The sequence below is a fragment of the Streptomyces sp. NPDC005791 genome (assembly GCF_042871485.1).
Taxonomy (GTDB): domain Bacteria; phylum Actinomycetota; class Actinomycetes; order Streptomycetales; family Streptomycetaceae; genus Streptomyces.
Window position 1 is genome coordinate 286,349 of sequence record NZ_JBIAIP010000004.1, and the last position, 26,030, is coordinate 312,378.

The window sequence follows — 26,030 nt, forward strand, 5'->3', positions numbered from 1 at the left end:
AAGCCGCAGCGCGAAAGGACTTTGACCAGCAATGGCCGACGAGAACACCCCTGTGATGCCCGAAGAGGAGCCCGCCGTCCCGGGCGTGGGCATGCGTGTCGAGCCCGTGGGGCTCGAGACGGAGATGCAGCGCTCCTACCTCGACTACGCGATGTCCGTCATCGTGTCGCGTGCGCTGCCCGACGTGAGGGACGGTCTGAAGCCGGTCCACCGCCGGGTGCTGTACGCGATGTACGACGGTGGCTACCGGCCCGAGAAGGGCTTCTACAAGTGCGCCCGCGTCGTCGGTGACGTCATGGGTACGTACCACCCGCACGGCGACTCCTCGATCTACGACGCGCTCGTGCGACTGGCGCAGCACTGGTCGATGCGCATGCCGCTGGTGGACTCCAACGGCAACTTCGGTTCCCCGGGCAACGACCCGGCCGCGGCCATGCGGTACACCGAGTGCAAGATGATGCCGCTGTCCATGGAGATGGTCCGGGACATCGACGAGGAGACCGTCGACTTCCAGGACAACTACGACGGCCGCAACCAGGAGCCGACGGTTCTGCCGGCGCGTTTCCCGAACCTCCTGGTGAACGGCTCCGCGGGCATCGCGGTCGGCATGGCGACCAACATCCCGCCGCACAACCTGCGTGAGGTCGCCGCCGGCGCGCAGTGGTACCTGGAGCACCCGGAGGCTTCGCACGAGGAGCTCCTGGACGCTCTCATCGAGCGGATCAAGGGCCCGGACTTCCCGACCGGCGCGCTGGTCGTGGGCCGCAAGGGCATCGAGGAGGCGTACCGCACGGGCCGTGGCTCGATCACGATGCGGGCGGTCGTCGCGGTCGAGGAGATCCAGAACAGGCAGTGCCTGGTCGTCACGGAGCTCCCGTACCAGACCAACCCCGACAACCTCGCGCAGAAGATCGCCGACCTGGTGAAGGACGGCAAGGTCGGCGGCATCGCTGACGTCCGTGACGAGACGTCCTCGCGCACGGGCCAGCGGCTGGTCGTGGTGCTGAAGCGCGACGCGGTCGCCAAGGTCGTTCTGAACAACCTCTACAAGCACACCGATCTGCAGTCGAACTTCGGCGCGAACATGCTGGCGCTCGTCGACGGGGTGCCGCGCACGCTGTCGATCGACGCCTTCATCCGGCACTGGGTGGCCCACCAGATCGAGGTCATCGTCCGGCGTACGCAGTTCCGGCTGCGCAAGGCCGAGGAGCGGGCGCACATCCTGCGCGGCCTGCTCAAGGCGCTGGACGCGATCGACGAGGTCATCGCACTCATCCGGCGCAGCAACACCGTGGAGATCGCGCGCGAGGGCCTGATGGGCCTGCTGGAGATCGACGAGCTCCAGGCGAACGCGATCCTGGAGATGCAGCTGCGCCGCCTGGCCGCGCTGGAGCACCAGAAGATCACCGCCGAGCACGACGAACTCCAGGCGAAGATCAACGAGTACAACGAGATCCTTGCCTCGCCGGCGCGCCAGCGTCAGATCGTCAGTGAGGAACTGGCGGCGATCGTCGACAAGTTCGGCGACGACCGGCGCTCCAAGCTGGTGCCCTTCGACGGCGACATGTCGATCGAGGACCTCATCGCCGAGGAAGACATCGTCGTCACCATCTCGCGTGGCGGCTACGTCAAGCGCACCAAGACGGACGACTACCGCTCGCAGAAGCGCGGTGGCAAGGGCGTGCGCGGCACGAAGCTCAGGGAAGACGACATCGTCGACCACTTCTTCGTGTCGACGACGCACCACTGGCTGCTGTTCTTCACCAACAAGGGCCGGGTCTACCGGGCCAAGGCGTACGAGCTGCCGGACGCCGGCCGGGACGCGCGTGGCCAGCACGTGGCCAATCTGCTCGCCTTCCAGCCGGACGAGCAGATCGCGCAGATCCTCGCGATCCGCGACTACGAGGCCGCGCCCTATCTGATCCTGGCCACGAAGGGCGGTCTGGTGAAGAAGACCGCGCTGAAGGACTACGACTCCCCTCGCTCGGGCGGTGTCATCGCGATCAACCTGCGCGAGACGCAGGACGGCAGTGACGACGAGCTGATCGGTGCCGAACTGGTCTCGGCCGAGGACGACCTGCTGCTCGTCAGCAGGAAGGCCCAGTCGATCAGGTTCACCGCGACGGACGACGCGCTGCGCCCGATGGGCCGTGCCACCTCGGGCGTGAAGGGCATGAGTTTCCGCGAGGGCGACGAACTGCTCTCGATGAATGTCGTCCGGCCCGGTACGTTCGTGTTCACTGCCACCGACGGCGGGTACGCGAAGCGGACCGCGGTCGACGAGTACCGCGTCCAGGGTCGTGGTGGTCTGGGCATCAAGGCCGCCAAGATCGTCGAGGACCGAGGATCGCTGGTCGGCGCGCTGGTGGTGGAGGAAGCGGACGAGATCCTCGCCATCACGCTCGGCGGTGGCGTGATTCGTACGCGAGTCAATGAAGTCAGGGAGACGGGCCGTGACACCATGGGCGTCCAACTGATCAATCTGGGCAAGCGCGATGCCGTCGTCGGTATCGCGCGCAACGCCGAGGCCGGTCGTGAGGCCGAAGAGGTCGACGGGACCGATGAGGCCGAAGGCGCCACGGTCGAGGCCCATGCCGAGAACGTGGTCGAGGGCACAGTCGAGGGCACGGAGCCCTCGGCCGGGGAGCACGAGGAGTAGAGCGTGAGTGGAGCCACGGGCGCCGGTTCGGCCGCTTCCGGAGCTGGAGCGAACGGTGCCCGTGGCCCTGCCACGGACTCCCAAGGGGGCACTGTGACGGACACTCGGGGACCGCAGCCGCAGTACGAGGGGTACGCGACCGGGCCGTTGCCCGGTGAGCGGGAGCCCTCAGCGGCCAAGGCGGGGCCCTACCACCCGCCCCAGGCGTACCAGTCGCCTGCGGGCGGTACGCAGGGCGGAGGCACACAGGGCGGTGAACAGGGCGCAGGCGGCACGCAGGCGGCCCGGCTGCCCCGGACAGGAGCGCGGACCACTCCGCGTACGCGTAAGGCGCGTCTGCGGGTGGCGAAGGCCGATCCGTGGTCGGTGATGAAGGTCAGTTTCCTTCTCTCCATCGCGCTCGGGATCTGCACGGTGGTCGCGGCCGCCGTGCTGTGGATGGTGATGGACGCGATGGGCGTCTTCGAGACCGTGGGCGGCACCATCAGCGAGGCCACCGGCTCGAACGAGAGCAACGGCTTCGATCTGCAGTCGTTCCTGTCGCTGCCGCGGGTCCTCATCTTCACGTCGGTCATCGCGGTGATCGACGTGGTGCTGGCGACCGCGCTGGCGACGCTGGGCGCGTTCATCTACAACCTGTCGGCAGGCTTCGTGGGTGGCGTGGAGCTCACTCTCGCCGAGGACGAGTAGGACGCCGGCTATCGATTTTGGGACTGGCCCCGACGTGCGCTAATCTTCAGAAGTCAGCGCAACAGCGCGGCGGGGCTATAGCTCAGTTGGTTAGAGCGCATCCCTGATAAGGATGAGGCCACAGGTTCAAATCCTGTTAGCCCCACCAGCACGAAGGCCCCCCACCGGAAACGGTGGGGGGCCTTCGGCGTCTGCGGGGGACCTCAGCCGATCAAGTGGACCTTCCAGCAGCTCGGCGAGCATCGTCACGCTTCCCGATGCGCAGCCCTGGAACCTGGACGGCGGTTGTCGGCCATCGTTCGTACGGCCCATGAGGTGACCGGGAGGAACTGTCATTCCATGCGGGCCACGCGCCACGCATCGTCCTGCCGGTCCACCAGGAATGTGGTGTAGCCGAAGGGATTGGCGCCCAGACGTACGGTGTGCCGGGTTCCCCGCTTCTCGGCTCGGGTGTCGTCATCGGTCAGTTTCATGGCTGCCACGGCTTCGCGTTCCGCGGCGGTCAGTGGGTCGGCCAGGTCCCGTACGGCGGAGGGGCAGTCGTCCTTCCCCTGCTGGGCGGTCAGGGCCGTGGCAGCGGGTTTCGTCAGGAGGCCACAGGCCTCAGCTCCGTCTCCTCGGCCAAGCGCCTGCAGCAGTGTGTCGGCGGCACTGGTGGCTGCGTCCTCGTCCGCCCGGGCTTCCCGGCCCGACGGTATGACGAACACCGCGAAGGTGATGCCGAACATGACGGCCAGGACACCGAGGAGGATGAACGTTGCTGCATGATCGCGTCTGCTCATGGCGCGGAGCCTATGAGGTGGGTGCAGGCCGTGGGTGCCGGGGCGCACGGAAAAGGCCCCCGCCGGTGAGACCGGATCAGGGGCCTGGGTGGCGTCAGCGGCGCCCTCAGGGTGGCAGCGGGGCCGAGTCCCCGCCAGGCGTGGCGCCCTGGGCGGGGCGGGTGCTGCTCGCCGACTGGGCGGCGTCCGGGGAGTCGGCCGACAGTTGGCGGACGGCCGGCGAGGAGCCGTGGGCCTCGGCGCGGATGCGCTGTTTCATCGTGGGGGGCAGCGCGCTGTCACGCGGAAGGGCCCATCGCACCGACGGGGTGGTCGCGGTTGCCGGTGCGGAACCCGTGTGCTTCTGGTTCGTGACCGTCGGCTCCGCGGCCGCGGCCTGAGCGGTGGCGAGGCCCAGCGACGCGAGAAGTGCGAAGAAGGCGGTGACGAAGGCGGTCCAGATGCTCTTGACCCTGAAGGTGCTCATGGCCCCTCGCTTTCAGGTGGTCCGGTTTGCTTACCTTTCCGATGATGTGGATCCGGCCCCGGGAAAGCGGGATCGACGCCCCCTGAGTGCCGATCTTCCGATGAACACCACTCTTATGGTTCAACCGGCTCGAAATGGTTGTCCGAGGGGTGGCGGGCTGTCCGGAGGGGGCCCGGAAGGGGCGCCGAGCGGGTTCCGGGGAGGTCACCGATCGGTATCGGTCGGTGTGTATAGTCGGGCGGCAGAAGTCCCTTACGTCAAGGAAAGACGAGGTCGCGCGGTGAAGAAGCTTCTCCTGGTCGCACTGGCCGCCATCGGCGGGCTCCTCGTGTACCGCCAGATCCAGGCGGATCGCGCCGAGCAGGATCTGTGGACGGAGGCGACCGACTCCGTGCCCGCAGGTTCAGGTGTGTGAGACGGAACAGTCTGATAGGAGCCCCGGCCGCCGAGCGGCCGGGGCTTTCTGCTGTCCACGGCCCGCTGTCGCGTGATCGTGCTCGCCGCGCCCTTGTGTTCACTTGAGCAAATCATGTGGTTGCTGGAGTGAAGTGATGGGGAGAAGCGGGCCCCTGGGGCGTGGCGGCCGTACGACCGGGGTCGCAGACAGCAGTGGTACGGGCAGGGGAGGATGGACCGGCATCGCGACGGCTGCCGGAGCGGGCGCCGCGGTCTCTGTGCTCGCCGGGCTCCTTCTCGTACACGGCGGGCAGACACGCAGACGACGAGGGGAAACGCGTGAACAGGCAGCGCAACAGGGGCCGGGTGACGCTCGCGACGATTGCGGCGGTGTGCGCGGTGGGGGCGCTGCCGGGGCAGGCGCACGCGGCCGACGGCCCTGCGACGTACACCTTCGATCCCGCGGCGGAAGCGGTCCGGGGGGCGGAGACGAACGCCGACGCGGCGGAGCTGAAGCCCGGGTCGGTCTACAAGAGCTCCATCGGGCGGGGCCAGAAGCTCTATTACCGTGTGGAGCTCGACGACACGACCGATGCGTACGTCTCCGCCGTCGCGGTGCCGAAGGCAGGCACCAAGGTCGCCTACGGGGACGGCATCACGATCAGCATCAGGGACCTGGACGACACCCGGTGCAGTTCCGAGGACGCGGACTTCGAGTCGGCGGAGTTCCCGCGCCCCATCACCGCGTACGCCCACCGGACGGTGGAGAAGGGCAGCAGCCTCTGTGAGGCGGGCGGCACGTACAACGTCCTGATCGAGCGGGAGAGCAAGGCGACGTCGTCCCCCGACGCCTGGGGCCTGGAGCTTCGCTTCGAGGCGGAGCCGGCGCTGAAGGACGCCGAGTCGCTGCCGACCGAGGCGCCGGAGGACTGGCCCTCCGCCTCACCGGTACCGCCGTCCGGCAAGCAGGAGCGGCCCGGGGGTAGCAGCTTCTACGAGGCCACCGGCCTGGAGTCCGGGGAGTGGGGGGACTCCATCGTGCCCGGGCAGACCCGCTTCTACCGGGTACCCGTGGACTGGGGCCAGCAGATCTTCGCCACAGCCGTGCTCAGCAACAGCAAGAAGTCCACGGAGTACCTCGGCAACGCCTTGGTGATGGCGCTGGACAACCCGGCGCACGGTCATGTGGACAACGCGATGCTGTCGTACTCCGGGGGGTCCAGCTCCGTGGCTCTGGACCCGCTGCCCCCCGTGGCGTACGAGAACCGCCACGCGGCGGGCACGGACACCAGCGCCATGCGGTTCGCCGGCTGGTACTACCTGTCGGTGACGCTGTCGCCCGAGGTCGCGGAGCACTACGGGGACGAGCCCATCGGGCTGACGCTCAAGGTGAAGGTCGTCAACGAGAGCAAGCAGTCGCCCTACCGGGGGGACGCGGGGATCTTCGGGGTCACCGACGACGACAGGGACATGGCCAGGAGCGGGGAGAGCGCGCCCGAGGCCGTCGAGAGCGCCACGATGACGATGGTGGGCGCGGCGGGCATCGGCACGGGGTCCGTGCTGGTGCTCGGCCTCGGTGTCTGGACGGTGCTGGCCAGGCGCCGGGCGACTCCCGCCGCTGTGCCGCCGGGTGCGGGCGGGCAGCCGCCGTACGGCGGCCCGCCGCAGGCCTGGTAGGACCGCTCAGGCCTGGGTGAGCGCCCAGATCCCCACCGCGAAGCAGAGCAACGCCACCACCAGCACCGGGACCGCCACCTTCAGGGGCGGTCCCGGCCGCCTGACGGAGGGCTGCGGCGGTGCGACGTCCGAGGGAGCCTGCGGGTTCTGGGCCGTGTAGGCGCGGGTGGACGCCGCCCCGTACGACACGGGGGCCGTGGCGGCCTGAGCGAGGTGCGGGTCGGGGGCGTAGGGGGACGCCGGATGCCCCGGCAGCGGGGCGGACGGGTTCTGCGGCGGCGCCGGGTGAGGTGCGGGGTGCTGCGGTGGCGGCGCGAGATGGAAGCTGCCCGTCTCCGACATCGACGAGGGTGGCGCGTACGGCTGTTGGCCCGGCGCGCCCGGCGGCTGTGCGTACGGCTGTTGCCCGGCGCCCTGCTGCGGGGCGTGCGGCTGCGGCGCGGGCGTGATGGAGCCGCCGACGGCCTGTGCGGGTGGCTGAGGCCGCTCGTCAGGCGCGGCGGGAGTGTCGGGAGCTCCGGGGTTGACAGGCCCGTCGGGGCCGTATCCCTCCGGCAGCGGGCCGATCTGGTCGAACACCTCCACCGGCTCGTCGCCGGGCCCGGCTTCCGGCAGCATGTCGACCGCTGCCGACAGCGCCTTGCGCGCGCCCGTGGCCGTACGGAAACGGGCGTGCGGGTCCGGTTGCAGCAGTCCGGCGAGTACCTGCCACAGAGGCTCCGGCACCCCCTGGGGCGCGCTCGGGGTGCCGTGTGTGGCGAAGTACTCGATCAGCGCCTTGGAGTCCGGCTTCTTGCCCTGGAGCAGGTAGAGCGCGACCAGACCGACGGCGAACAGATCCGCCGGGAAATCAGGTTCCGCTCCCATCATCTGCTCGGGTGCGAAGTAACCAGGTGTACCCACGACGTAGTTGGTCTCCGTCAGCCGCGGTTCGCCCTTGCGCATCGAGATACCGAAGTCGGAGAGCCGCAGATGCGGCCGGCCCGTACCGGTGGCCTCCATCAGGATGTTGGCCGGTTTGATGTCACGGTGCACGACCCCCTCGGCGTGCACCGTGGACAGCCCGGACAGCAGTTGATCGAGCAGGAGGCAGACGAACCTCGGGGGCAACGGGCCGTAGTCGCCGATGACATGGGCCAGCGAACCGCCGCTGACCACATCCATGGTGAACAGGACCTTGTCGTCGTCAGCGGCCCAGCTGGCCGGAGCGAGCACATGCGGGTGTTCGATCCGCAGCGCCTGCTCACGGACGAAGCGCAGCAGCGTGTGCGCATCGCTCTGCTGCAGTACCTTGGCCGCCACGTACCGGCGGCGCCGGTGGTCCCATGCGCGCCAGACCGCGCCGACCCCACCGCGACCGATCGGATCGACCAGTTCGTACCGACCAGCGAAGACCTCACCCATTGCGCTGCGCCCGCTCCCGTTCCCGTTGCGTTCGTCCCCCGGCCGCCGGGTCACCGCCACGGCTCCGCCGCCCCCGGGCCCCGGGGCCCGGGATCCGTCCTAGCTCTGGTGGCCTTCGTAGTGCGCGACCGCGTCCGCGGTGCGTCCTGCTCCGTACACCCGGAGGAACTCTGCCAGTTCGGGGTGTGCCGGGGCGAGGGAGTCCGCCGCATCGATGATGTCGCCGGCCGCCGCTACCGACCGCAGGAGCGACTGGATCTCGCGGACCACACGCCGCACGGTGGGTGCTCCACCGGTGGTCGAGGTCTGGCCGGTGTTGGTCAGCACCGAGCCGCCCTGCGACTTCTTGATCTCTTCCATCCGGTCGGTGGCCTCTCCCGCGCTGACGCTGCCGTCCGCCACCTGGCTGGCGAGCTCCTGTAGTGCCTGGACCCGCTGGACGACCGCGGGATTGCCGATCTTGGCGCGCTGCCCACTCATCAGCTGGGAGAGCATGGGGGCGGACAGCCCGAGCACCGCCGCGAGGCGTGCCTGGTTGAGGCCGAGGTCATCTATCAGCCTGCGGAAGAGCGCACCCAGCGGCTCCCCGTACCAGCTGCGTTGGAGCTCCCGGGCTCTAGCCGTCGCCTCTTGCTGTGCTGCGTCCATTGCGTCTCCCCATCGCTGCGGCTTCGCTGCTGCGAACCTCGTGATGCATCTTACGGAGAGCGGTTGCGGGCCGGGAGCCCCAATCATTTTGCAGGATTCGGGGGGACACCCGGTACTCTGTTCTGCGACGGACGTCGCGGCATGCATGTGTCCTGTGATGTCCGCTTTCCGGGGCCTTAGCTCAGTTGGTAGAGCGCTGCCTTTGCAAGGCAGATGTCAGGAGTTCGAATCTCCTAGGCTCCACTTGTTCCACTTCGATGCCCTCCGGCCTGCGCGACGCGGGTCGGAGGGCATTCTCGTGTCCCGGGCGGGACACCATCGCGTCCACGCTGTCAGGTGCCCTGGCGTCCCCGCAGTTCCTCCACGGCGGTCCGGGCCGCTGCGCCGATCACCGCGTCGGCGCGCGGCAGCTTGGTGTCGGACCGGGCGGCCTGGGTGAAGACCACGGCGGTGTACGTGCTTCCGTCGGAGAGTTCGACGACGCCCGCTTCGTGACGCATGGACCCGAAGCTTCCGGTCTTTCCGTAGACGGTGACGTCGTCATAGGGGAAGCCGGAGGCGAGCCGGTGCGTCCACGGCTGCTTGCGCATCACGTCGCGCATGAAGGCGCAGCGCTCTCGGGACGCGGCCTGGTCGGTCCAGATCGCTCGCAGGAGCCGTGCCATGTCCGCTGGCGTGGTGGAGGCCTTGAACGCCGGGTCGTACACGCCCGAGGCCACGACCGTGTCGTTGTCCGCCACCTGTGCCAGGGCCGCGTCCAGGGAGGGGGCGCCTGTCTCTGCGACCAGCTGGCTGAAGGTGGAGACGACTCCCCCGTGGATGTGGGTGTCGGGCATGTCCAGGTCGCGGCACACGGCGTCGACCACGTCCGGTCCGACGGCCCGGAGAACGGCGTCGGCCGAGGTGTTGTCGGAGATGGTCATCATCAGCACCACCATGTCGCGCAGCGACAGGGTGACGGGGTCGTGCAGGATCGAGACGCCTGTCGGACCGGGCACGCGTTCGTCGGGTTCCAGTGTCAGTCTGCGACTCGGGTCGATCAGCCCCGCGTCCGCGAGGCGGCAGAAGGCGGCCATAAGAGGCACCTTGTAGACCGACCCCATGGGCAGTCGTTCCCCGGGATCGATGGTCACCTGGGCCGACGGACGGTGCAGTTCCGCCACGTGCAGCCAGCCTCGGACACCCGCGTCGTCGAACATGCCGCGGATGGCGCGCTCCGCACTCCCGCTCCTCCTCACGCTCACTCCGCCGCCTTCCGGGCCAGGGCGTCCTCGATCAGCCGCGCTGTCTCAGCGATCTCCTGCGAACCCGGACGCCGGGGGTCCCAGGCCACCCGCAGACGCAGGGGCAGAGGTGGGTCCGTCGCCGTCCGCCGCTCGACCTCGGTCGCCGTCAACGTGGGGTCCGCCGTGACCAGCACTGCCTGACCTGCCGCCACCAGGGCGAGGCCGGCCCGTTCGTCGGAGACGACCACGGTGTCCACCCTGCGGCCGCGGCCGGCCAGGGTGTCGACGAAGAGGTCATGGGCCGCGGGCGCTTCGGCACGAGGCCTCACGGCGACGGGCAGCTGCGACGCATGGGCGTCTCCGGCGTCACTCCGTCCGGCCGGAGCGAGTATCCAGGTCGGCAGCAGGACCACCCTGCCTGCGGCGAGACCGTGCAGTACGGAGGGGTGGCGGATCACGGCGATGTCGAGGCGCCCGGCCGCGACGTCGTCGAGGAGCACGGAGGTCGATGCCGTGACCACGCCGATCCGTGTGCGTTCGCCGGCCCGCACCGGCGAGGCCGCCACGTCGGCCGCGAGGGGCGTGGGGACCTCGGGAGTCAGCCCGAGCCGCAGGCGCCTGCCGTCGGCGTTCTCACGGGCACCGGTCTCCCGGAGTTCCGCGAGTGCGGCCAGTGCTCTACGGGCGTGCGGAAGCAGCAGGCCGCCCTCCTCGGTGAGGGACACTCCTCGCTCGCGGTCGAACAGGCGGACCCCGAGCAGGGCTTCCAGTCTGCGCAGGCCCTGCGAAAGAGGCGGCTGGGTGATGCCCACCCGTTGAGCGGCGGCACCGAAGTGCTCTTCCTCCGCCAGGGCGACGAAGATTTCCAGATGCCGTTCCGTCAGCACTCTTCCTCCTGAAGTGCAGCGATACAGCCTGCGAATCGGCGTGATGTCGAGAGCGTATTCGACATGTGCGAGGGGTCGGGCTTGACTCCGGAAAGAGGGCTGATCAGGCCTGACCCGGAACGGAGAACACTGTGACGCGTGACCACAGCCGGAACAGTCCCGCCCCGCCGCGGGGGCGGTCACGGCGCATCGGGCGCCCGCTCGGCATCGTCGTGACCCTCCTTCTGCTGGCGGGAGGGGGTTATGCCGCCTACGGCCTCGTGGGCGGCGACACTCGTGAAGAAGACGCGCAGGTGGAGTCCGCCCGAGAGCCCTTGACGGCGTTCCTCGCCGCGTGGGCGGGGCACGACGCGCGGAAGGCGGCGGGCTACACCGACACACCCGACGGGGCGGCATCGCTTCTCACCTCGGTACTGACCAACCTGAAGCCCTCCAGGACCACCATCGACGACGGTGAGGGCCGGAGGGAGGGTCCAGGAAAGGTGCGCTTCCCCTTCACCGTGACCATGGCGGTACCGGGCGCGGGCGACATCACCTGGCGCTCCCACGCGCGGGTGAGCGAGACGTCGGGGACATGGGTGGTCGAGTTCGCTTCGCCGATGGTCCATCCGGACCTGGAGCCGGGGCAGACGCTCGCGCTCAAGAGTGCCGGCAGCAGGGCGCAGGTCCTCGACGCCCAGGGCGACCCTCTCCGTGCGGAAAGCCTCGTCGGAACCGTCGACCCGGTCAGCGGCGAGGGCGCCTCAGGCCTGGAGGCCCGCTACGACGATGTCCTGTCCGGGGGCGGCAAGGCGGGGGCGAGCAGATCCCTGGTGGTCGCGGACCGGCAGAGTGGTCTCCCGGTCAAGGAGCTCACCGAGACCGCCCCGGCCGATGGCCGCCCCGTACACACCACCATCGACCCACGCGTCCAGGAGGCGGCAGCCGATGCCCTGGCCGGGACCGAGGCCAACGCGGCGATCGTGGCCGTCGACCCGCGCAACGGCCACATCCTCGCGGCGGCCAACCGGCCCGGCGGATTCAACCGCGCCCTCGAAGGGCGCTATCCGCCCGGCTCCGTCTTCAAGGTCGTCACCGCAGCGGCCTTTCTGAAAGACGGCATGAAGGCGGAAAGCCCCGCACCCTGCCCCAAGTTCGCGCGGGTCGACGGACAGCGCTTCGAGAACCAGAAGCAGTTCGAGCTGCCGTCCGGCTCGACCTTCGCGGACGCCTTCACACAGTCCTGCAACACCTACTTCGTCGACGCCCGCGACCGGCTCTCCGACACCGACCTGCGTGACACGGCCCAGGCCTTCGGAATCGGAGGCCGCTGGGACGTGGGCACGACCACGTATGACGGCAGCGTTCCCGTCACCACGAGCGACAACGACAAGGCCGCCGCCACGATCGGGCAGGCGCGCATCCAGGCGTCCCCGCTGGTGATGGCGTCCGTCGCCGCCACCGTCAAGGCCGGGACGTTCACCCAGCCGGTGCTGGTGCCGGACGCGGTGAAGAAGAAGCACCGCGCTCCGGAAGAACTGGACGGCGACGTCGTGGGCGAACTCCGCGCACTGATGCGAGCCACGGTGACCTCCGGTTCCGCCCACGCGCTCAAGGCCTTGCCCGGTCGACCGCACGCGAAGACCGGCACGGCCGAGTTCGGCAGCGGCACACCCCCTCGAACCCACGCCTGGATGATCGGTTACCAGGGTGACTCCGACCTCGCCTGGGCGGTTCTCCTGGAGGACGGTGGTTCCGGCGGTGCCGACGCCGGTCCGGTCGCCGAGCGGTTTCTACGCAAGCTGGCCCGTTGAGCACAGGTGGGCCAGGTCCGGACGAAGATCTCAGAAGGGAAAAGCCGCAACCACATGAGTACCCGAACCGCTGTCTCCCGCCGAGCCGCGTTAGCCGCCATGGCGGGCATCGCGACTCTGCCACTTCCCGGGTGCACCAGCTCCCCGGCCTCATCCGGCCCGCGCCGGCCCGGTGCCGCACCCTCCGGCTCGGCGTCCTCCGCGCCCCGGACGGCGCGCGCGTTCGCCGAGCTGGAGCGGAAGTACGACGCCCGGCTGGGCGTCTACGCGCTGGACACCGGAAGCGGCCGGACCGTCGTCCACAGGCCCGACGAACGCTTCGCCTACGCCTCCACCTGTAAGGCACTGCTGGCCGGTGCCGTGCTCGCCAGGAACTCGCTTCGCCGGCTCGACCGGCTTGTGCGGTACAGCCGTGGTGACCTCATCAGCAACTCGCCGATCACCGAGCGGCATGTCGCCACCGGACTGAGTGTGCGCGAGCTGTGCGACGCGGCCGTCCGCTACAGCGACAACGCGGCGGCCAACCTCCTCTTCCGCGAACTCGGAGGCCCTCGAGGGCTGCAGGACGCCCTGCGCGGGCTCGGTGACGACGTCACCCGCTGCGACCGTTATGAGGTCGCTCTCAGTGATGCGGTGCCGGGCGACCTCCGAGACACCAGCACACCCCGCGCTCTCGTCGATGACCTACGCGCCTACGTCCTCGGTACCGCACTCCCCCCGGAGAAGCGCGCCGTGCTGACCGACTGGCTCAAACGCAACACCACCGGGGACCACACCATCCGCGCCGGCACCCCTGTCGGCTGGCAGGTCGGGGACAAGACCGGTACGGGCGGATACGGCACCCGCAACGACATCGCCATCGTCTGGCCACCCGGCGCCGCGCCCCTTGCCCTCGCCGTCCTCTCCCGCCGGGACACCAAGGACGCCGAACGCGACGATGCGCTCCTCGCGCGCGCTGCTGAAGTCGCTTTCGACGGTTTCACGTGAAACAGGTAGGCGCTCCGCTCTGTTTCACACGGCGCTCCGGTCGACGTGGAACAGCCGAAGGGCGCCGGCGACCGTGAGGTCTCCGGCGCCCCGTCCCGGTGTCGTATCCGGGCGGACGGGTCGGTGGCGGCTTCGTCAGGGGCGGCCGTCGTGGTGGCTGCCGTCCGTCTGGTCCGATCCGCCTTCGGCGTCGTCCTGCTTGGTCCGGACCTCCGGATCGAGTACGGTCCGGTCGCCGCTGCCGTCGACCGAGGTCAGAGGAGCACGCTCGTCGCCCACCTCGGTGGGGGCGGGCGGCTCGACCAGCCAGTCCGGGTTGGCCTGCTTGTCCCACCACTTCCAGGCGGCGAAAGCTCCGCCGGCCAGGAGGCCCAGCACGAGGAACCCCTTGGTCGCCCGTCCTGCCTTGGCTCGGCGTTCGTGCTTCCTGACCAGCTTCTGCACCTCCTTGGCCGTCACCTGGCCACGGAGCGCGGCCAGCGCGGCTGTGCTGCGGGCGGTGGCCTCCTCAGCCATGGGCCGGCTCGCCGCCACCGCGTACTCGACGCGCGGCACGGTGTAGTCCGCAGCGGTGCGGGCGGCGCTGCGCGTGCGGGTGGCGGCCTTGTGCGCGGCCTCGTCGACCTTGGGAGGCACATGGGTCAGCGCCTGTTCGATCAGTGGTGCGAAATGCGTGCCGTACTGGACGCGGGCCTGCGCGGCTGCCTTCGACACCTTGGGCGCGAGCCGTGCGCGAGCCTCCTGTGCGTAGTGCGCGGCCTGTTCCTTGGCCGTGTCGGCGTAAGGCGCCACCACTTCCGCGGCGTGCTGCGCGCTGTCCTTCGCCGAGTAGGTTGCGGCGCGCACGCTGTCGATGCGGGTCACGGGATCCTCCTCCTTGGTGGCGGGTAGGTACTCCGCCTATCCACCCAATTCGAAATCATGCCCGCTGAGGCCTTGAGCGCCATGTGAGACGGGCATCCGGGTCATGTGACTCATTCTCGGACAATGCCGGGCAAGGGGTGTGCGCCGACGACGATGCCATGGTTCGTGTCGGGCCGCTCCGTGTCGTCGCGCACGTGGCCGCGTGCCGATCCCGTCGATCCCGCGGTACGTGTGGGAGAAGTGCAGAAAACCGGGCAACAAGGTGAGCGCCGCACGCCCCGGGGCGATGACCGGGCTGGGGAGAGATGCTCCGTGCGACGATCGGTCGTCATCAGCGGGGACTTACGGAAGGCAGACCGTGGCCGAGCAGCTTTACGCCACTTTGAAGACCAGCAAGGGCGCCATCGAGGTCCGGCTCCTGCCGAACCACGCGCCCAGGACGGTCAAGAACTTCGTCGAGCTCGCCACGGGTGAGCGTGAGTGGACCAACCCCGAGACCGGCGGAAAGTCCACTGACAAGCTGTACGACGGCACTGTCTTCCACCGTGTCATCGGCGGGTTCATGATTCAGGGCGGTGACCCGTTGGGAAACGGCACAGGCGGGCCCGGGTACGAGTTCGCCGACGAGTTCCACCCCGACCTGGCGTTTAACAAGCCGTACCTGCTGGCCATGGCCAACGCCGGGCCGGGCACCAACGGGTCGCAGTTCTTCGTGACCGTGTCGCCCACTGTCTGGCTGACCGGCAAGCACACGATCTTCGGCGAGGTCGTCGACGAAGCGGGCAGGAAGGTCGTGGAGGCCATCGCCGCGGTCCCGACCAATCCGCGCACCAACCGGCCGCTCCAGGACGTGGTCATCGAGTCGGTCGTCATCGAGACCCGCTGACGCGGGCACCGTGGCCGGCCTGGGGGCCGCTGACCCGACAGGCCGCAGACCCGGCGCGGGAACCAACCGCCCTGTTCGTCCGTACTGTTACATAACGGGCGAGCGGGGCGGTCGCATGTGGGCCGCCTCCACGGAAGAGGACCGAAGGGGCCGTGACCGATGGAGCAGCAGCCGCCGGAAGACCAGGACAGGTCCGCGGCTGCGGGCGGGCCCCCCACGTGCTACCGGCATCCGGGCAGGGAGACGGGGATCCGCTGTGTGCGGTGCGAGCGGCCGATCTGTACGGACTGCATGGTGGAGGCCTCGGTGGGCTTCCAATGTCCGGAGTGCGTCCGTGAAGGGTCCGGTACGGGCCACCACGCTGCGGCGAACCGGCCTCGCACCCTGGCGGGGGGCGGCGTCGCGGGCGACCCACGGCTGATCACCAAGGTGCTGCTCGGTACGAACCTCGCCGTCTACGTCGCGGTCCTGATCGCCGAACAGTCCGGGTACCCGCTGGTCGACGATCTGCTGTTGTTCGGCCGTGCGTACCCGGGCGATCCGTCGGCCGGGTACGAAGGGGTGGCCGAGGGGCAGTGGTACCGACTGGTGACGTCGATGTTCCTGCACCAGCAGGTATGGCACATCGCGTTCAACATGCTGGGCTTGTGGTGGCTCGGCGGCCCTCTGGAAGAGGCCCTGGGGCGTGCCCGCTATCTCGCGCTCTACCTGCTCTCGGGGCTCGCGGGCAGCGCCCTCACCTACGTGATCGCCGACCCCGCGCAGGGCTCGCTCGGTGCTTCGGGTGCCGTCTTCGGCCTGCTGGGCGCCACGGCCGTGCTGATGCGCCGCATGAACTACGACCTGCGGCCGGTGATCGCGCTCCTCGTGGTGAACCTGATCTTCACCTTCAACCCATGGGGTGCGATCGCCTGGCAGGCGCACGTCGGTGGTTTGGTCGCCGGAGCGCTGATCGCCGCGGCCATGGTCCACGCGCCGCGCGAACGTCGGAATCTCGTGCAGTACGGCGCCTGTGCACTGGTTCTCGTGGCGGTCGTGGCGGTCGTTCTCGTCAGGACAGCAGTGCTCACGTGAGCGGAATCCGTTGCTCCCGGCGTGCGGTTGTCCACAGAGCGTGCCGGATCTTGTGCACGACGTGTGGAACAGGTGTACCCCTTGTCCCTGAACCGGGTTCCGCCAGCCAGGACAAGGGGCACACCCTCCCGTGATGCGAAAGTGTGTAGTCACACCGGCGTCAACATGGAGGCTAGTTATCCACAGATCGTCTGACCTTTTCCCCCGCCTGTGGATAACTCTGTGGGTAACTTCAGGGCAGAGCTACTTCCATTGGGTGGAGACGCCGAAGCCACCTGCGATGAAGCCGAAGCCCACGACGATGTTCCAGTTGCCGAGGGCGTCGACCGGCAGGTCGCCCTCGGTGACGTAGAAGACCACGATCCAGGCCAGGCCGATGAGGAACAGCGCCAGCATCACCGGCGCCACCCAGCTGCGGTTGGTCAGCTTTATGCTCGTCGACTGCTTCGCCGGCGGAGGCGTGAAGTCTGCCTTCTTGCGGATACGTGACTTCGGCACGAGGGACTCTCCTGTCGATGCGCTGCGTGACCGCGCAGGGATCTGTGGCTGGCGCCGGGGCGCAAGGGGGAAGGCTGCCTCCCCGGGGCGTCCGTTAGCGTAGTGCTTCCGTGGCGCCTAAGGAGATAAGGGTACGTTGAGCAATTCTGCCGAATCTCATCGAGGCCCGGCCCGGCGCATGTCCCGGTGGTCGGTCCAAGGCCTCACCGCTGCCGTTTTCGCACTGGCCGGACTGATCTTCGTGACCAGCGCCAATACGGCCAAGGGAACCGATATCCGTACGGACTCCTCTCTGCTGAAGCTCTCCGATCTCATCCAGCAGCGCAGCGAGAAGAACGCGGAGCTGGACGAATCGACCGCTTCCGTACGCGCGGACATCGACACACTCGCCCGGCGCGACGACGGGAGCACCCGCGCCGAGGACGCCGAACTCGCGGCGCTGGAGAAGGCCGCAGGCACCACGGAAGTCACCGGTGAGGCGCTCGCCGTCACGCTGAACGACGCCCCGCCGAACGCCACCGCCAACCCCGGGTACCCGGAACCGCAGCCCAATGACCTGGTCATCCACCAGCAGGACCTGCAGGCCGTCGTCAACGCCCTCTGGGAAGGCGGGGCCCGTGGTATCCAGGTGATGGACCAGCGGCTGATCTCGACCAGCGCGGTGCGCTGTGTCGGCAACACGCTGATCCTCCAGGGCCGGGTCTACTCGCCCCCGTACAAGGTCACCGCCGTCGGTGACCGGGGGAAGCTGAGGCAGGCGCTCGAGGACTCCACGGCGATCCAGAACTACCAGCTGTACGTGAAGGCGTACGGACTGGGATGGAAGGTCGAAGAGGACGACAAGCTGACGCTTCCCGGCTATTCGGGCACCGTCGACCTCCACTACGCACAGCCCGGGGAGTAGCCCGCCGGTCACCGTGGGCGGACGGGCTCCCGTGCGCACGCGCAGCGGGGGACGGACACCCGGCAGGCGGCTTTCCACAGCTGACCCACGCCCGTGCCCCGGCCGTTTAGTCTGGTGCCGTACCGAATGGAGGCAACAGCATGTACGGCTGGATCTGGCGTCACCTGCCGGGCAACGCATGGGTGCGGGGCTTCATCTCGCTCGTGCTCGCCCTGGCCGTTGTCTACGCGCTCTTCCAGTACGTCTTCCCCTGGGCGGAACCACTGCTTCCGTTCGGTGATGTGACGGTGGACGGCGAAGGTACCAGCGGAGCGGGGTCCGGTCAGTGAGCGCGCGCATTCTCGTCGTCGACAACTACGACAGCTTCGTCTTCAACCTCGTCCAGTACCTCTACCAGCTCGGTGCCACGTGCGAAGTGGTGCGCAACGACGAGGTGACCACGGCACACGCCGAGGACGGCTTCGACGGGGTCCTGCTCTCGCCCGGGCCTGGCACACCCGAACAGGCCGGCGTCTGCATCGAGATGGTGCACCACTGCGCGCGGAGCGGGGTCCCGGTCTTCGGCGTCTGCCTGGGGATGCAGTCGATGGCCGTCGCGTACGGCGGGGTGGTGGACCGGGCGCCGGAGTTGCTGCACGGCAAGACCTCCCCCGTACTGCACGAGGGCAAGGGTGTGTTCGCCGGCCTGCCGTCCCCGTTCACCGCGACGCGTTACCACTCCCTCGCCGCCGAGCCGACGACGGTCCCGCCCGAGCTCGAGGTCACCGCACGTACCGCCGACGGCATCATCATGGGTCTGCGCCACCGCGAACAGGCGGTGGAGGGCGTGCAGTTCCACCCCGAATCGGTGCTCACGGAGCATGGCCACCTGATGCTCGCCAACTGGCTCGAGCAGTGCGGTGACGTGGGCGCCGTCGGGAGATCGGCGGGGCTCGCCCCGGTGGTGGGCAAGGCCGCCGCGTGACCCCACCCCACCCCCCCGCAGGGCAGGAAGGCCCGTACGCGCAGGGAGCGTACGAGCCCGACGGCACGTTCGAGGCGGCGGTGGAGCAACTCGCGGATCCGCTGAACGATCCGTTGCCGCGGCAGCTCATGGATCCGCTGAACGATCCGCCGCCGGGGCAGCACGCCTCACCCTGGTTCCGGGCGGAGGCCGCCGGGGTCGATGGCGGGGTACTCCGGGAGACGCCTCAGGAGGCGGCCCAGGGGCCGGTGGAGCCTCCGGGCGAGTGGTACGACCCGGAGGGGTATCAGAGGGACTGGTACGGGCACCAGGGGCAGGCAGCGCCCGCTGGCCAGGTCGGCGGGCAGGCCGCGGCGGTGATTCCCGGGCCGGGAGACCCCGCCCCCGGGCCGGCCGCACCTGGCCCTGGCTCCGGGCAGCCCCTCCTCGACGTGTCTCCGGTGCGGAGCGACGAGACCGTCGCTCTGCGGACCGCCGAGACACGGAGTGTGCCGCGGCCCGCCGGCTCCGGGGCCTCGGCGTCCGCCCTCGGACCCTCACCGACGGGCGGCCGGGCCGAGCGCCGACGGGCGGCCAAGGGACGTGGCAGACGGCGGGACGAACCCGCGCGTGCCGTGGAGTCCGAGGTGTCGGAGCCCGCAGCCCCGATGTCGCGGCTGGAGGCCCGGCGCGCGGCCCGTGCCGCCAAGGACAGCCCCGCCGTGGTGGCCAGCCGGGTCGTCGGCGAAGTGTTCATCACCTTCGGCGTGCTGATGCTCCTGTTCGTCACCTACCAGCTGTGGTGGACCAACGTCCGCGCCGATCAGATGGCCGGCCGGGAGACGAACAAGATCCAGGACGACTGGGCGAACGGCGAGCGCAGCCCGGGTGCCTTCGAACCCGGTCAGGGGTTCGCCATCATGCACATCCCCAAGCTGGACGTGGTCGCTCCGATCGCGGAGGGCATCGACAAGGAGAAGGTCCTCGACCGCGGAATGATCGGTCACTACGCCGAGGGCAAGCTGAAGACCGCGATGCCTTCCGCGGAGCAGGGGAACTTCGCGGTGGCGGGTCACCGCAACACCCACGGCGAGCCCTTCCGCTACATCAACAAGCTGGAACCGGGCGATCCGATCGTGATCGAGACGCAGGACGCCTACTACACGTACGAGATGGCCCAGATCCTTCCGCAGACGTCACCGTCCAACGTGGCCGTGATCGACGAAGTCCCCGCGGGGTCCGGGTTCACCGGCCCGGGCAGGTACATCACGCTGACGACCTGTACCCCTGAATTCACGAGTACGTACCGAATGATCGTGTGGGGCAAAATGGTCGACGAACGACCGCGCAGCAAGGGGAAGCCCGACGCGCTCGTCGGCTGAACATCATCACGACAGGGACGGTGCGGTGGCAGCGAGGACCGAGCACGAAGAGCGCACCGACGAGCCGGTGACCCCGGTGCGGCGCAGGAGCCGGCATCCCGTCGCGACGGCGGTGAGCCTCTTCGGCGAACTGCTGATCACCGCCGGGCTGGTGCTGGGCCTGTTCGTCGTCTACTCGCTGTGGTGGACGAACGTCCTCGCCGACCGTGAGGCCGACAAGCAGGGCAACACCGTCCGCGACCGCTGGGCGGGCGGGCCGGGGGCCTTGGACACCCGCGACGGCATCGGCTTCCTGCACGTCCCCGCCATGAAGAACGGCGAGGTGCTGGTCAAGAAGGGCACCGACACCGAGACGCTCAACAACGGCATCGCCGGCTATTACACGGACCCGGTGAAGTCGGCCCTGCCCTCGGACGAGCAGGGCAACTTCTCGCTCGCCGCCCACCGGGACGGTCACGGCGCCAAGTTCCACAACATCGACAAGGTGAAGAAGGGTGACGCGGTCGTCTTCGAGACCCAGGACACCTGGTACGTCTACAAGGTCTACGCGGAGCTGCCGGAGACGTCGAAGTTCAACGTCGACGCGATCGCCCCGGTGCCCAAGGAGTCGGGCGTGGACAAGCCCGGCCGCTACATCACGCTGACGACCTGCACGCCGGTCTACACGTCGAAGTACCGCTACATCGTGTGGGGCGAGCTGGTGCGGACCGAGAAGGTGGACAGGGACCGCACGAAGCCGGTGGAGCTGCGGTAGCACCACGGACACGGACAGGGCCCCGGTCACCTTCGAGGTGACCGGGGCCCTGTCCGTGGTGCGCCGGGCGGGTCAGTCGTCCGAGCCGGGCAGGCCGCCGATGAGGTTGCCGTCCCCGCCGCCGTTTCCGCCGCCGTTTCCGCCCCCGATGGTGGTGAGGGTGACCGTGGAACCCTTGGCCACCTGGGAGTTCGGCCCCGGGTCGGCCTGCATCACCAGGGCGTTCGGCCTGTCGGACGAGTTGGGTGCGAGTGCGACCACGAGGCCGAGGCCTTCGAGCGTGGCCTTCGCCTGCTGGTACCGCTGGCCGGCGATGTCAGCCGGGACCGTGACCTGCTCGGGCTGTGCAGGGCCCTTGGAGACCTTCAGGACGATCTGGGCGTCCTTGGCCTGCTTGCTCGGCCCCGCCGGGGTCTGCCCGACGACCGTGTCCTTCGGCTCCGACGAGTCGACGTACTCCTGCTGGATGTTGGTGAACCCGATGCCCCTGAGCTGGGCCTCGGCCTCGGCATACGTGCGGTTGAGTACCGGCAGGTCCAGCAGGGCCTCCCTGGCCACCGTGATCGTGACCTCGGAGTCCTTCTCGGCCTTCGCACCCGGCTCCGGGCTCTGCTTGGTGACCGTGCCCGTGGTCGCCTCGGACTCGACCGATTCGACCTTCACCGTGAAGCCCTCGTCCTCCAGCTTCTTACGGGCACTGTCCTCGGACTTCTCCAGGACGTCCGGGACCTCGACCTTGGGGGCGCCGGTGGAGACGACGACCGTGACGGTCTCACCGGCTTCCATCTGGGCGTCCGCGGACGGGGTCTGGCTGCAGATCTTGTCCTTCGCCTGGTCCGCGCAGGGCTCCTTGGAACCGACCTCCAGTTTCACCTCGGCGTTGTCCGCGAGTCTCTGCGCCTCCGCGACCGTGGAACCGATCAGGTTCGGCGCGTCGAACTTCCCGTCGCCGCTCTCGGCGGAGCTGGTGACGTAACGGCCGATCAGGATCGCGCCGATGAGCACCAGGATGCCCGCGACGATCAGGAGGATCGTCGAGGTGTTGCTCTTCTTCTGGCGCCGGCGGGCCGGGCGGTCGTCGTAGCCGTAGCCGCCGTCGTCCGGATTGACCGGGGGCAGCATGGACGTCTGGGCGCCGCCCGGGTCCGCCGCACGCAGAGCGGTGGTCGGCTGGTCGTTGCCGTAGGCGTCGTACCCGCCGTAGCCCGCGGCGCCCATGGCCGCCGTGGCCGCGACCGGCTGGCCGTCGAGGCAGGCCTCGATGTCGGCGCGCATCTCGTCGGCCGACTGGTAGCGGTAGTCCGGATCCTTGGTCAGCGCCTTCAGGACGATGGCGTCCATCTCGGGCGTGATCTCGGGGTCGAAGTTGCTCGGCGGCTGCGGTTCCTCACGTACGTGCTGGTACGCGACCGCGACGGGCGAGTCACCGACGAACGGCGGACGGACCGCGAGCAGCTCGTAGAGCAGGCAGCCGGTGGAGTACAGGTCGGAGCGCGCGTCGACCTGCTCGCCCTTGGCCTGCTCCGGGGAGAGGTACTGGGCTGTGCCGATGACCGCGGCGGTCTGGGTCATCGTCATGCCGGAGTCACCCATGGCACGGGCGATACCGAAGTCCATGACCTTGACCTGGCCGGTGCGCGTCAACATGACGTTCGCCGGCTTGATGTCGCGGTGGACGATCTGGGCGCGGTGCGAGTACTCCAGCGCCTGGAGGATGCCGACCGTCATCTCGAGGGTCCGCTCCGGCAGCAGCTTGCGGCCGGAGTGCAGGAGCTCTCTGAGCGTCGACCCGTCGACGTACTCCATCACGATGTACGGGATGGAGACGCCGTCGACGTAGTCCTCGCCGGTGTCGTAGACGGCGACGATCGCGGGGTGGTTGAGCGAGGCGGCCGACTGGGCCTCACGGCGGAACCGTGCCTGGAAGGACGGGTCGCGGGCGAGGTCGGCCCGGAGTGTCTTCACAGCGACGGTGCGGCCGAGCCGGGTGTCGTGCGCGAGGTAGACCTCGGCCATGCCACCACGGCCGAGCACCGAGCCCAGCTCGTACCGGCCGCCGAGGCGACGCGGCTCTTCCATAACTGATCCAGCCCTCTCCGTCAGTCCCGACCGCACCCGTGTGTGGTCCGGCGGTGCGCTGTTCCGGGCATACGCTACCGGGCACCCCCGGCGTGATCGGCCCGCACCCGTCAGCTGATATCCGACCGGTATCCCAATGTGCTGGTGTGGACAGAAGTTGTGACGGGTGTCACTACTTTCCGTCGAGTACCGCCTTCATCACGTTCTTGGCGATCGGTGCGGCCAGACCACCACCGGAGATGTCGTCCCTGTTGGCGTTGCCGTCCTCGACCACCACGGCGACGGCGACCGGGGAGCCGCTGTCGGTCTTGGCGTACGAGATGAACCAGGCGTACGGCTTCTCGCTGTTGTTGAGGCCGTGCTGGGCGGTACCCGTCTTGCCACCGACAGTGACGCCGTCGATCTGCGCGTTGGTTCCCGTGCCGTCCTCGACCACGGTCTCCATCATCTGCTGCACCTTCTGGGCGTTCTCCGCCGAGAGCGGCTGGCTGAGCTGCTCCTTCTCGTGCGTGTAGATGACGTCGAGGTTGGGTGCCTGGCGCTGGGCGACCATGTACGGCTGCATCAGCTTGCCGTCGTTGGCGATCGCGGACGCCACCATGGCCATCTGGAGCGGAGTGGCACGGTTGGACGCCTGGCCGATGCCTGCCATGGCGTTCTGCGGCGGGTTGTCCTTCGGGTAGACGCTGGCGTCCGCCCGGACCGGGGTGAAGACCTCTTCGTTGAAGCCGAACTTGTCGGCCTGTTCGATCATCTTCTCGTTACCGAGGTCGTCGCTCATCTTGCCGAAGACGGTGTTGCAGGACCACCGCAGGGCTTCCCGGAGCGAGGCGTCCTCGCAGGGGATGCTGCCCTCGTTCTGCAGCAGGTTGGTCGACTGCGGGAGGCGCCAGGGCAGCGGGGAGTCCGTCTTCGCGTCGATGTCGGAGTAGAGGCCGTTCTCCAGCGCCGCCGCAGCCGTGACGACCTTGAACGTCGACCCGGGCGGATAGGTCTCCCGCAGGGTCCGGTTCAGCATCGGCTTGTCCTTGTCGGCCAGCAGCTTCTGCCGGGCCTCGGAGTCTTTCATCGAGTTGCCGGCGAAGACCGAGGGGTCGTACGAGGGCGTGCTGGCCAGCGCCAGAACGGCACCGGTCTGCGGGTCGAGCGCGGCGACGGCGCCCTTCTTGTCACCGAGTCCCTCGAAGGCGGCCTTCTGTGCGGCACCGTCGAGGGTGGTGACGATGTTGCCGCCGCTCTTCTTCTCACCGGTGAACATCGTCAGGGTGCGGTCGAAGAACAGGTCGTCGCTGTTGCCGGTGAGGATGCCGTCCTCGATGTTCTCCAGCTGCGAGGAGTCGAAGGCCTGTGAGGAGAATCCGGTGACGGGGGCCCACATGGGGCCGTTCTTCCAGACGCGCTTGTACTTGAAGTCACTGTCCGTGGTCTCGACCGAGCCGGTGACGGGTTCCCCGTCGACGATGATGTTGCCGCGCTCGTGGGCGTAGCGCTCGATCTGGACGCGGCGGTTGTGCTCGTTCGCGTTGAGCTCGTCGGCACGGACGTACTGGAGGTAGTTGGTGCGGACCAGCAGGGCGAGGACGAGGATGCCGCAGAACATCGCGATCCTGCGGAGCGGCTTGTTCACGGTCGGACCACCTGGGTCATCTCGGCATCCGGTGAAGGCGCGGGAGCCGGGGCCGGGCGCCGGGCCGTGTCGCTGATTCTGATCAGGATGCCGATGAGGGCCCAGTTGGCGATGACGGACGAACCACCCTGTGCGAGGAACGGCATGGTCATACCGGTCAGCGGGATGAGACCCATCACGCCGCCGGCGACGACGAAGACCTGGATGGCGAAGGAGCCGGAGAGGCCGATCGCCAGGAGCTTGCCGAACGGGTCGCGGGCGGCGAGTGCCGTGCGGACACCGCGCTCGACGATCAGACCGTAGACGAGCAGCACGGCCATCATGCCCGCCAGCCCGAGCTCTTCGCCCACCGTGGCGAGGATGAAGTCGGAGTTGGCGGCGAAGCCGATCAGGTCGGAGTTTCCCTGTCCGAGACCGGTGCCGAGGGTGCCGCCGGATCCGAAGGCCATCAGGGACTTGGCCATCTGCTCGCTGGCGGGGATCTTGCCCCAGCCCGCGAACGGGTCGAGCCAGGCGGTGACGCGGTCCTGGACATGTGGCTCGAACGTGGCCACACCGACGGCCCCGGCCGCGGACATCAGCAGACCGAAGACGATCCAGCTGGTGCGTTCGGTGGCGACGTACAGCATGACGACGAACATGCCGAAGAACAGCAGCGAGGAACCCAGGTCCGTCTCGAAGACCAGGATGAGGATCGAGAACGCCCAGACCATGAGGATCGGCCCGAGGTCACGGCCGCGCGGGAGGTAGAGCCCCATGAAGCGGCGGCTGGCCAGGGCCAGGGCGTCGCGCTTGACCATGAGGTAACCGGCGAAGAACACCGCGATGACGATCTTGGCGAACTCTCCCGGCTGGATGGTCCCGACGCCTGGGATGTTGATCCAGATCTTGGCGCCGTTCACGGCGGGGAAGAACATCGGCAGGATCAGCAGGATCAGCGCCACCACCATGGAGATGTAGGTGTAGCGCTGCAGGATGCGGTGGTCCTTGAGCGCGATGAGGACGCCGACCATCAGGGCCACGCCGACCGCGGAGAAGATCAGCTGCTTGGAGGCCGCAGGGGCGAACGTCTTGAGCGCCTGGAAGCGTTCCGACTGGTCCAGGCGCCAGATGAACGCCAGCCCCAGCCCGTTCAGCAGCGTCGCCAGCGGCAGCAGCAGCGGGTCCGCGTACGGGGCGAATCTACGGACGGCGATATGCGCTATTCCGCCGAGCAGGGCGAGGCCGAGGCCGTATCCGAGCATGCCGGCGGGCAGTTCGCCGTGGAGGGCGAGGCCCACGTTGGCGTACGCGAACACCGAGATCAGGACGGCGAAGGCGACCAGCGCCAGCTCGGTGTTACGGCGGCTCGGCGCGTCGATCGCGCCGATGGTCGTGGTGTTGGTGACAACGCTCATGTGCTGA

At 68.9% G+C, this 26,030-nt stretch carries 24 protein-coding genes and 2 tRNA genes; 15 read left to right on the forward strand and 11 right to left on the reverse strand.

Annotation, left to right across the window (positions count from 1 at the left end; translation table 11 throughout):
- Positions 1-31: 31 nt before the first annotated feature.
- The 3 genes from gyrA (at position 32) to ACFYSH_RS10850 (ending at position 3,497) form a co-directional block, all read left to right on the forward strand.
- Positions 32-2,659 (forward strand): DNA gyrase subunit A, encoded by a 2,628-nt coding sequence (gene gyrA, locus ACFYSH_RS10840; RefSeq protein WP_359463594.1) that lies wholly within the window; start codon positions 32-34, stop codon positions 2,657-2,659.
- A gap of 93 nt (positions 2,660-2,752) precedes the next feature.
- Positions 2,753-3,349 carry a DUF3566 domain-containing protein gene (locus ACFYSH_RS10845; protein ID WP_359463591.1) on the forward strand — a complete coding sequence of 199 codons (597 nt, stop codon included), beginning with the start codon at positions 2,753-2,755 and terminating at the stop codon, positions 3,347-3,349.
- 71 nt (positions 3,350-3,420) lie between these two features.
- A tRNA-Ile gene (locus tag ACFYSH_RS10850) sits at positions 3,421-3,497 on the forward strand.
- Positions 3,498-3,681: 184 nt separating this feature from the next.
- Here the strand turns inward: ACFYSH_RS10850 and ACFYSH_RS10855 are convergent.
- Positions 3,682-4,131: a hypothetical protein gene (locus ACFYSH_RS10855; protein WP_359463588.1), complete on the reverse strand. Its 450-nt coding sequence runs from the start codon at positions 4,129-4,131 to the stop codon at positions 3,682-3,684.
- Between the two features lie 106 nt (positions 4,132-4,237).
- Positions 4,238-4,597, reverse strand: a complete 360-nt coding sequence (locus tag ACFYSH_RS10860) for a DUF6344 domain-containing protein (RefSeq protein ID WP_388751887.1) — start codon at positions 4,595-4,597, stop codon at positions 4,238-4,240.
- A 280-nt stretch (positions 4,598-4,877) separates the two neighbouring features.
- On the opposite strand from ACFYSH_RS10860, the gene ACFYSH_RS10865 reads away from it, so the two are divergent.
- Together ACFYSH_RS10865 and ACFYSH_RS10870 are read left to right on the forward strand one after the other, a co-directional pair.
- Positions 4,878-5,012 carry a DLW-39 family protein gene (locus ACFYSH_RS10865; protein ID WP_003958712.1) on the forward strand — a complete coding sequence of 45 codons (135 nt, stop codon included), beginning with the start codon at positions 4,878-4,880 and terminating at the stop codon, positions 5,010-5,012.
- A 320-nt stretch (positions 5,013-5,332) separates the two neighbouring features.
- Positions 5,333-6,670: a hypothetical protein gene (locus tag ACFYSH_RS10870; RefSeq protein WP_388751889.1), complete on the forward strand. Its 1,338-nt coding sequence runs from the start codon at positions 5,333-5,335 to the stop codon at positions 6,668-6,670.
- A gap of 6 nt (positions 6,671-6,676) precedes the next feature.
- Here ACFYSH_RS10870 and ACFYSH_RS10875 read toward each other — a convergent pair whose 3' ends face one another.
- Together ACFYSH_RS10875 and ACFYSH_RS10880 are read right to left on the reverse strand one after the other, a co-directional pair.
- Complete coding sequence (locus ACFYSH_RS10875) at positions 6,677-8,074, reverse strand: protein kinase (RefSeq protein WP_359463580.1); 1,398 nt, start codon at positions 8,072-8,074, stop codon at positions 6,677-6,679.
- Between the two features lie 99 nt (positions 8,075-8,173).
- Complete coding sequence (locus tag ACFYSH_RS10880) at positions 8,174-8,722, reverse strand: DNA-binding protein (protein WP_103760647.1); 549 nt, start codon at positions 8,720-8,722, stop codon at positions 8,174-8,176.
- Positions 8,723-8,892: 170 nt separating this feature from the next.
- Between ACFYSH_RS10880 and ACFYSH_RS10885 the strand changes: the two genes are divergently transcribed.
- Positions 8,893-8,965: transfer RNA gene (locus ACFYSH_RS10885), tRNA-Ala, on the forward strand.
- A gap of 89 nt (positions 8,966-9,054) precedes the next feature.
- On the opposite strand, the gene ACFYSH_RS10890 is transcribed toward ACFYSH_RS10885, so the two are convergent.
- Together ACFYSH_RS10890 and ACFYSH_RS10895 are read right to left on the reverse strand one after the other, a co-directional pair.
- Positions 9,055-9,960 carry a serine hydrolase gene (locus ACFYSH_RS10890; RefSeq protein ID WP_388751891.1) on the reverse strand — a complete coding sequence of 302 codons (906 nt, stop codon included), beginning with the start codon at positions 9,958-9,960 and terminating at the stop codon, positions 9,055-9,057.
- 2 nt (positions 9,961-9,962) lie between these two features.
- Positions 9,963-10,835: a LysR family transcriptional regulator gene (locus tag ACFYSH_RS10895; protein ID WP_359463574.1), complete on the reverse strand. Its 873-nt coding sequence runs from the start codon at positions 10,833-10,835 to the stop codon at positions 9,963-9,965.
- 293 nt (positions 10,836-11,128) lie between these two features.
- On the opposite strand from ACFYSH_RS10895, the gene ACFYSH_RS10900 reads away from it, so the two are divergent.
- Both ACFYSH_RS10900 and bla read left to right on the forward strand, forming a co-directional pair.
- Complete coding sequence (locus ACFYSH_RS10900) at positions 11,129-12,628, forward strand: penicillin-binding transpeptidase domain-containing protein (RefSeq protein WP_359463572.1); 1,500 nt, start codon at positions 11,129-11,131, stop codon at positions 12,626-12,628.
- Between the two features lie 54 nt (positions 12,629-12,682).
- Entirely contained in the window at positions 12,683-13,615 is a 933-nt protein-coding gene (gene bla, locus ACFYSH_RS10905) for a class A beta-lactamase (RefSeq protein WP_359463569.1), read from the forward strand.
- A 135-nt stretch (positions 13,616-13,750) separates the two neighbouring features.
- Here bla and ACFYSH_RS10910 read toward each other — a convergent pair whose 3' ends face one another.
- Positions 13,751-14,479 (reverse strand): DUF5324 family protein, encoded by a 729-nt coding sequence (locus tag ACFYSH_RS10910; RefSeq protein WP_359463566.1) that lies wholly within the window; start codon positions 14,477-14,479, stop codon positions 13,751-13,753.
- Positions 14,480-14,837: 358 nt separating this feature from the next.
- On the opposite strand from ACFYSH_RS10910, the gene ACFYSH_RS10915 reads away from it, so the two are divergent.
- Both ACFYSH_RS10915 and ACFYSH_RS10920 read left to right on the forward strand, forming a co-directional pair.
- Positions 14,838-15,365: a peptidylprolyl isomerase gene (locus ACFYSH_RS10915; protein WP_359463563.1), complete on the forward strand. Its 528-nt coding sequence runs from the start codon at positions 14,838-14,840 to the stop codon at positions 15,363-15,365.
- Positions 15,366-15,524: 159 nt separating this feature from the next.
- Positions 15,525-16,439 carry a rhomboid family intramembrane serine protease gene (locus ACFYSH_RS10920; RefSeq protein ID WP_359463561.1) on the forward strand — a complete coding sequence of 305 codons (915 nt, stop codon included), beginning with the start codon at positions 15,525-15,527 and terminating at the stop codon, positions 16,437-16,439.
- Between the two features lie 243 nt (positions 16,440-16,682).
- Here the strand turns inward: ACFYSH_RS10920 and crgA are convergent, their stop codons facing one another.
- Entirely contained in the window at positions 16,683-16,937 is a 255-nt protein-coding gene (gene crgA, locus ACFYSH_RS10925; RefSeq protein WP_033296748.1) for a cell division protein CrgA, read from the reverse strand.
- Between the two features lie 178 nt (positions 16,938-17,115).
- On the opposite strand from crgA, the gene ACFYSH_RS10930 reads away from it, so the two are divergent.
- The 5 genes from ACFYSH_RS10930 (at position 17,116) to ACFYSH_RS10950 (ending at position 20,920) form a co-directional block, all read left to right on the forward strand.
- Entirely contained in the window at positions 17,116-17,841 is a 726-nt protein-coding gene (locus ACFYSH_RS10930) for a DUF881 domain-containing protein (RefSeq protein WP_359464129.1), read from the forward strand.
- A 140-nt stretch (positions 17,842-17,981) separates the two neighbouring features.
- The gene (locus tag ACFYSH_RS10935; protein ID WP_124277875.1) at positions 17,982-18,170 is read left to right on the forward strand and encodes a hypothetical protein; all 189 of its coding nucleotides are present in this window, start codon (positions 17,982-17,984) and stop codon (positions 18,168-18,170) included.
- Positions 18,167-18,805 carry an aminodeoxychorismate/anthranilate synthase component II gene (locus ACFYSH_RS10940; RefSeq protein WP_359463558.1) on the forward strand — a complete coding sequence of 213 codons (639 nt, stop codon included), beginning with the start codon at positions 18,167-18,169 and terminating at the stop codon, positions 18,803-18,805. The genes ACFYSH_RS10935 and ACFYSH_RS10940 overlap by 4 nt, the downstream gene beginning before the upstream one ends.
- Positions 18,802-20,166, forward strand: a complete 1,365-nt coding sequence (locus ACFYSH_RS10945) for a class E sortase (RefSeq protein ID WP_388751896.1) — start codon at positions 18,802-18,804, stop codon at positions 20,164-20,166. Before ACFYSH_RS10940 ends, ACFYSH_RS10945 begins: the two co-directional genes overlap by 4 nt.
- A 25-nt stretch (positions 20,167-20,191) precedes the next feature.
- Positions 20,192-20,920 (forward strand): class E sortase, encoded by a 729-nt coding sequence (locus tag ACFYSH_RS10950; protein WP_359463554.1) that lies wholly within the window; start codon positions 20,192-20,194, stop codon positions 20,918-20,920.
- Between the two features lie 72 nt (positions 20,921-20,992).
- Here ACFYSH_RS10950 and pknB read toward each other — a convergent pair whose 3' ends face one another.
- The 3 genes from pknB to ACFYSH_RS10965 all read right to left on the reverse strand — a co-directional run bounded on the left by pknB (position 20,993) and on the right by ACFYSH_RS10965 (position 26,023).
- Positions 20,993-22,999: a Stk1 family PASTA domain-containing Ser/Thr kinase gene (gene pknB / locus ACFYSH_RS10955; protein WP_359463552.1), complete on the reverse strand. Its 2,007-nt coding sequence runs from the start codon at positions 22,997-22,999 to the stop codon at positions 20,993-20,995.
- A 172-nt stretch (positions 23,000-23,171) separates the two neighbouring features.
- A complete protein-coding gene (locus ACFYSH_RS10960; protein ID WP_359463550.1) occupies positions 23,172-24,626 on the reverse strand; it encodes a penicillin-binding transpeptidase domain-containing protein in 1,455 nt (484 codons plus the stop codon).
- Positions 24,623-26,023, reverse strand: coding sequence for an FtsW/RodA/SpoVE family cell cycle protein (locus tag ACFYSH_RS10965; RefSeq protein ID WP_359463548.1), 1,401 nt, complete (start codon positions 26,021-26,023; stop codon positions 24,623-24,625). The genes ACFYSH_RS10960 and ACFYSH_RS10965 overlap by 4 nt, the downstream gene beginning before the upstream one ends.
- Positions 26,024-26,030 lie beyond the last annotated feature (7 nt).

Bases quoted from the DNA above. Each gene is read 5' to 3' on its own strand.
- gyrA (WP_359463594.1), top strand. From the start codon at position 32: ATGGCCGACGAGAACACCCCTGTGATGCCCGAAGAGGAGCCCGCCGTC.
- ACFYSH_RS10855 (WP_359463588.1), bottom strand. From the start codon at position 4,131: ATGAGCAGACGCGATCATGCAGCAACGTTCATCCTCCTCGGTGTCCTG.
- ACFYSH_RS10860 (WP_388751887.1), bottom strand. From the start codon at position 4,597: ATGAGCACCTTCAGGGTCAAGAGCATCTGGACCGCCTTCGTCACCGCC.
- ACFYSH_RS10875 (WP_359463580.1), bottom strand. From the start codon at position 8,074: ATGGGTGAGGTCTTCGCTGGTCGGTACGAACTGGTCGATCCGATCGGT.
- ACFYSH_RS10880 (WP_103760647.1), bottom strand. From the start codon at position 8,722: ATGGACGCAGCACAGCAAGAGGCGACGGCTAGAGCCCGGGAGCTCCAA.
- bla (WP_359463569.1), top strand. From the start codon at position 12,683: ATGAGTACCCGAACCGCTGTCTCCCGCCGAGCCGCGTTAGCCGCCATG.
- ACFYSH_RS10920 (WP_359463561.1), top strand. From the start codon at position 15,525: ATGGAGCAGCAGCCGCCGGAAGACCAGGACAGGTCCGCGGCTGCGGGC.
- ACFYSH_RS10930 (WP_359464129.1), top strand. From the start codon at position 17,116: ATGTCCCGGTGGTCGGTCCAAGGCCTCACCGCTGCCGTTTTCGCACTG.
- ACFYSH_RS10935 (WP_124277875.1), top strand. From the start codon at position 17,982: ATGTACGGCTGGATCTGGCGTCACCTGCCGGGCAACGCATGGGTGCGG.
- pknB (WP_359463552.1), bottom strand. From the start codon at position 22,999: ATGGAAGAGCCGCGTCGCCTCGGCGGCCGGTACGAGCTGGGCTCGGTG.
- ACFYSH_RS10965 (WP_359463548.1), bottom strand. From the start codon at position 26,023: ATGAGCGTTGTCACCAACACCACGACCATCGGCGCGATCGACGCGCCG.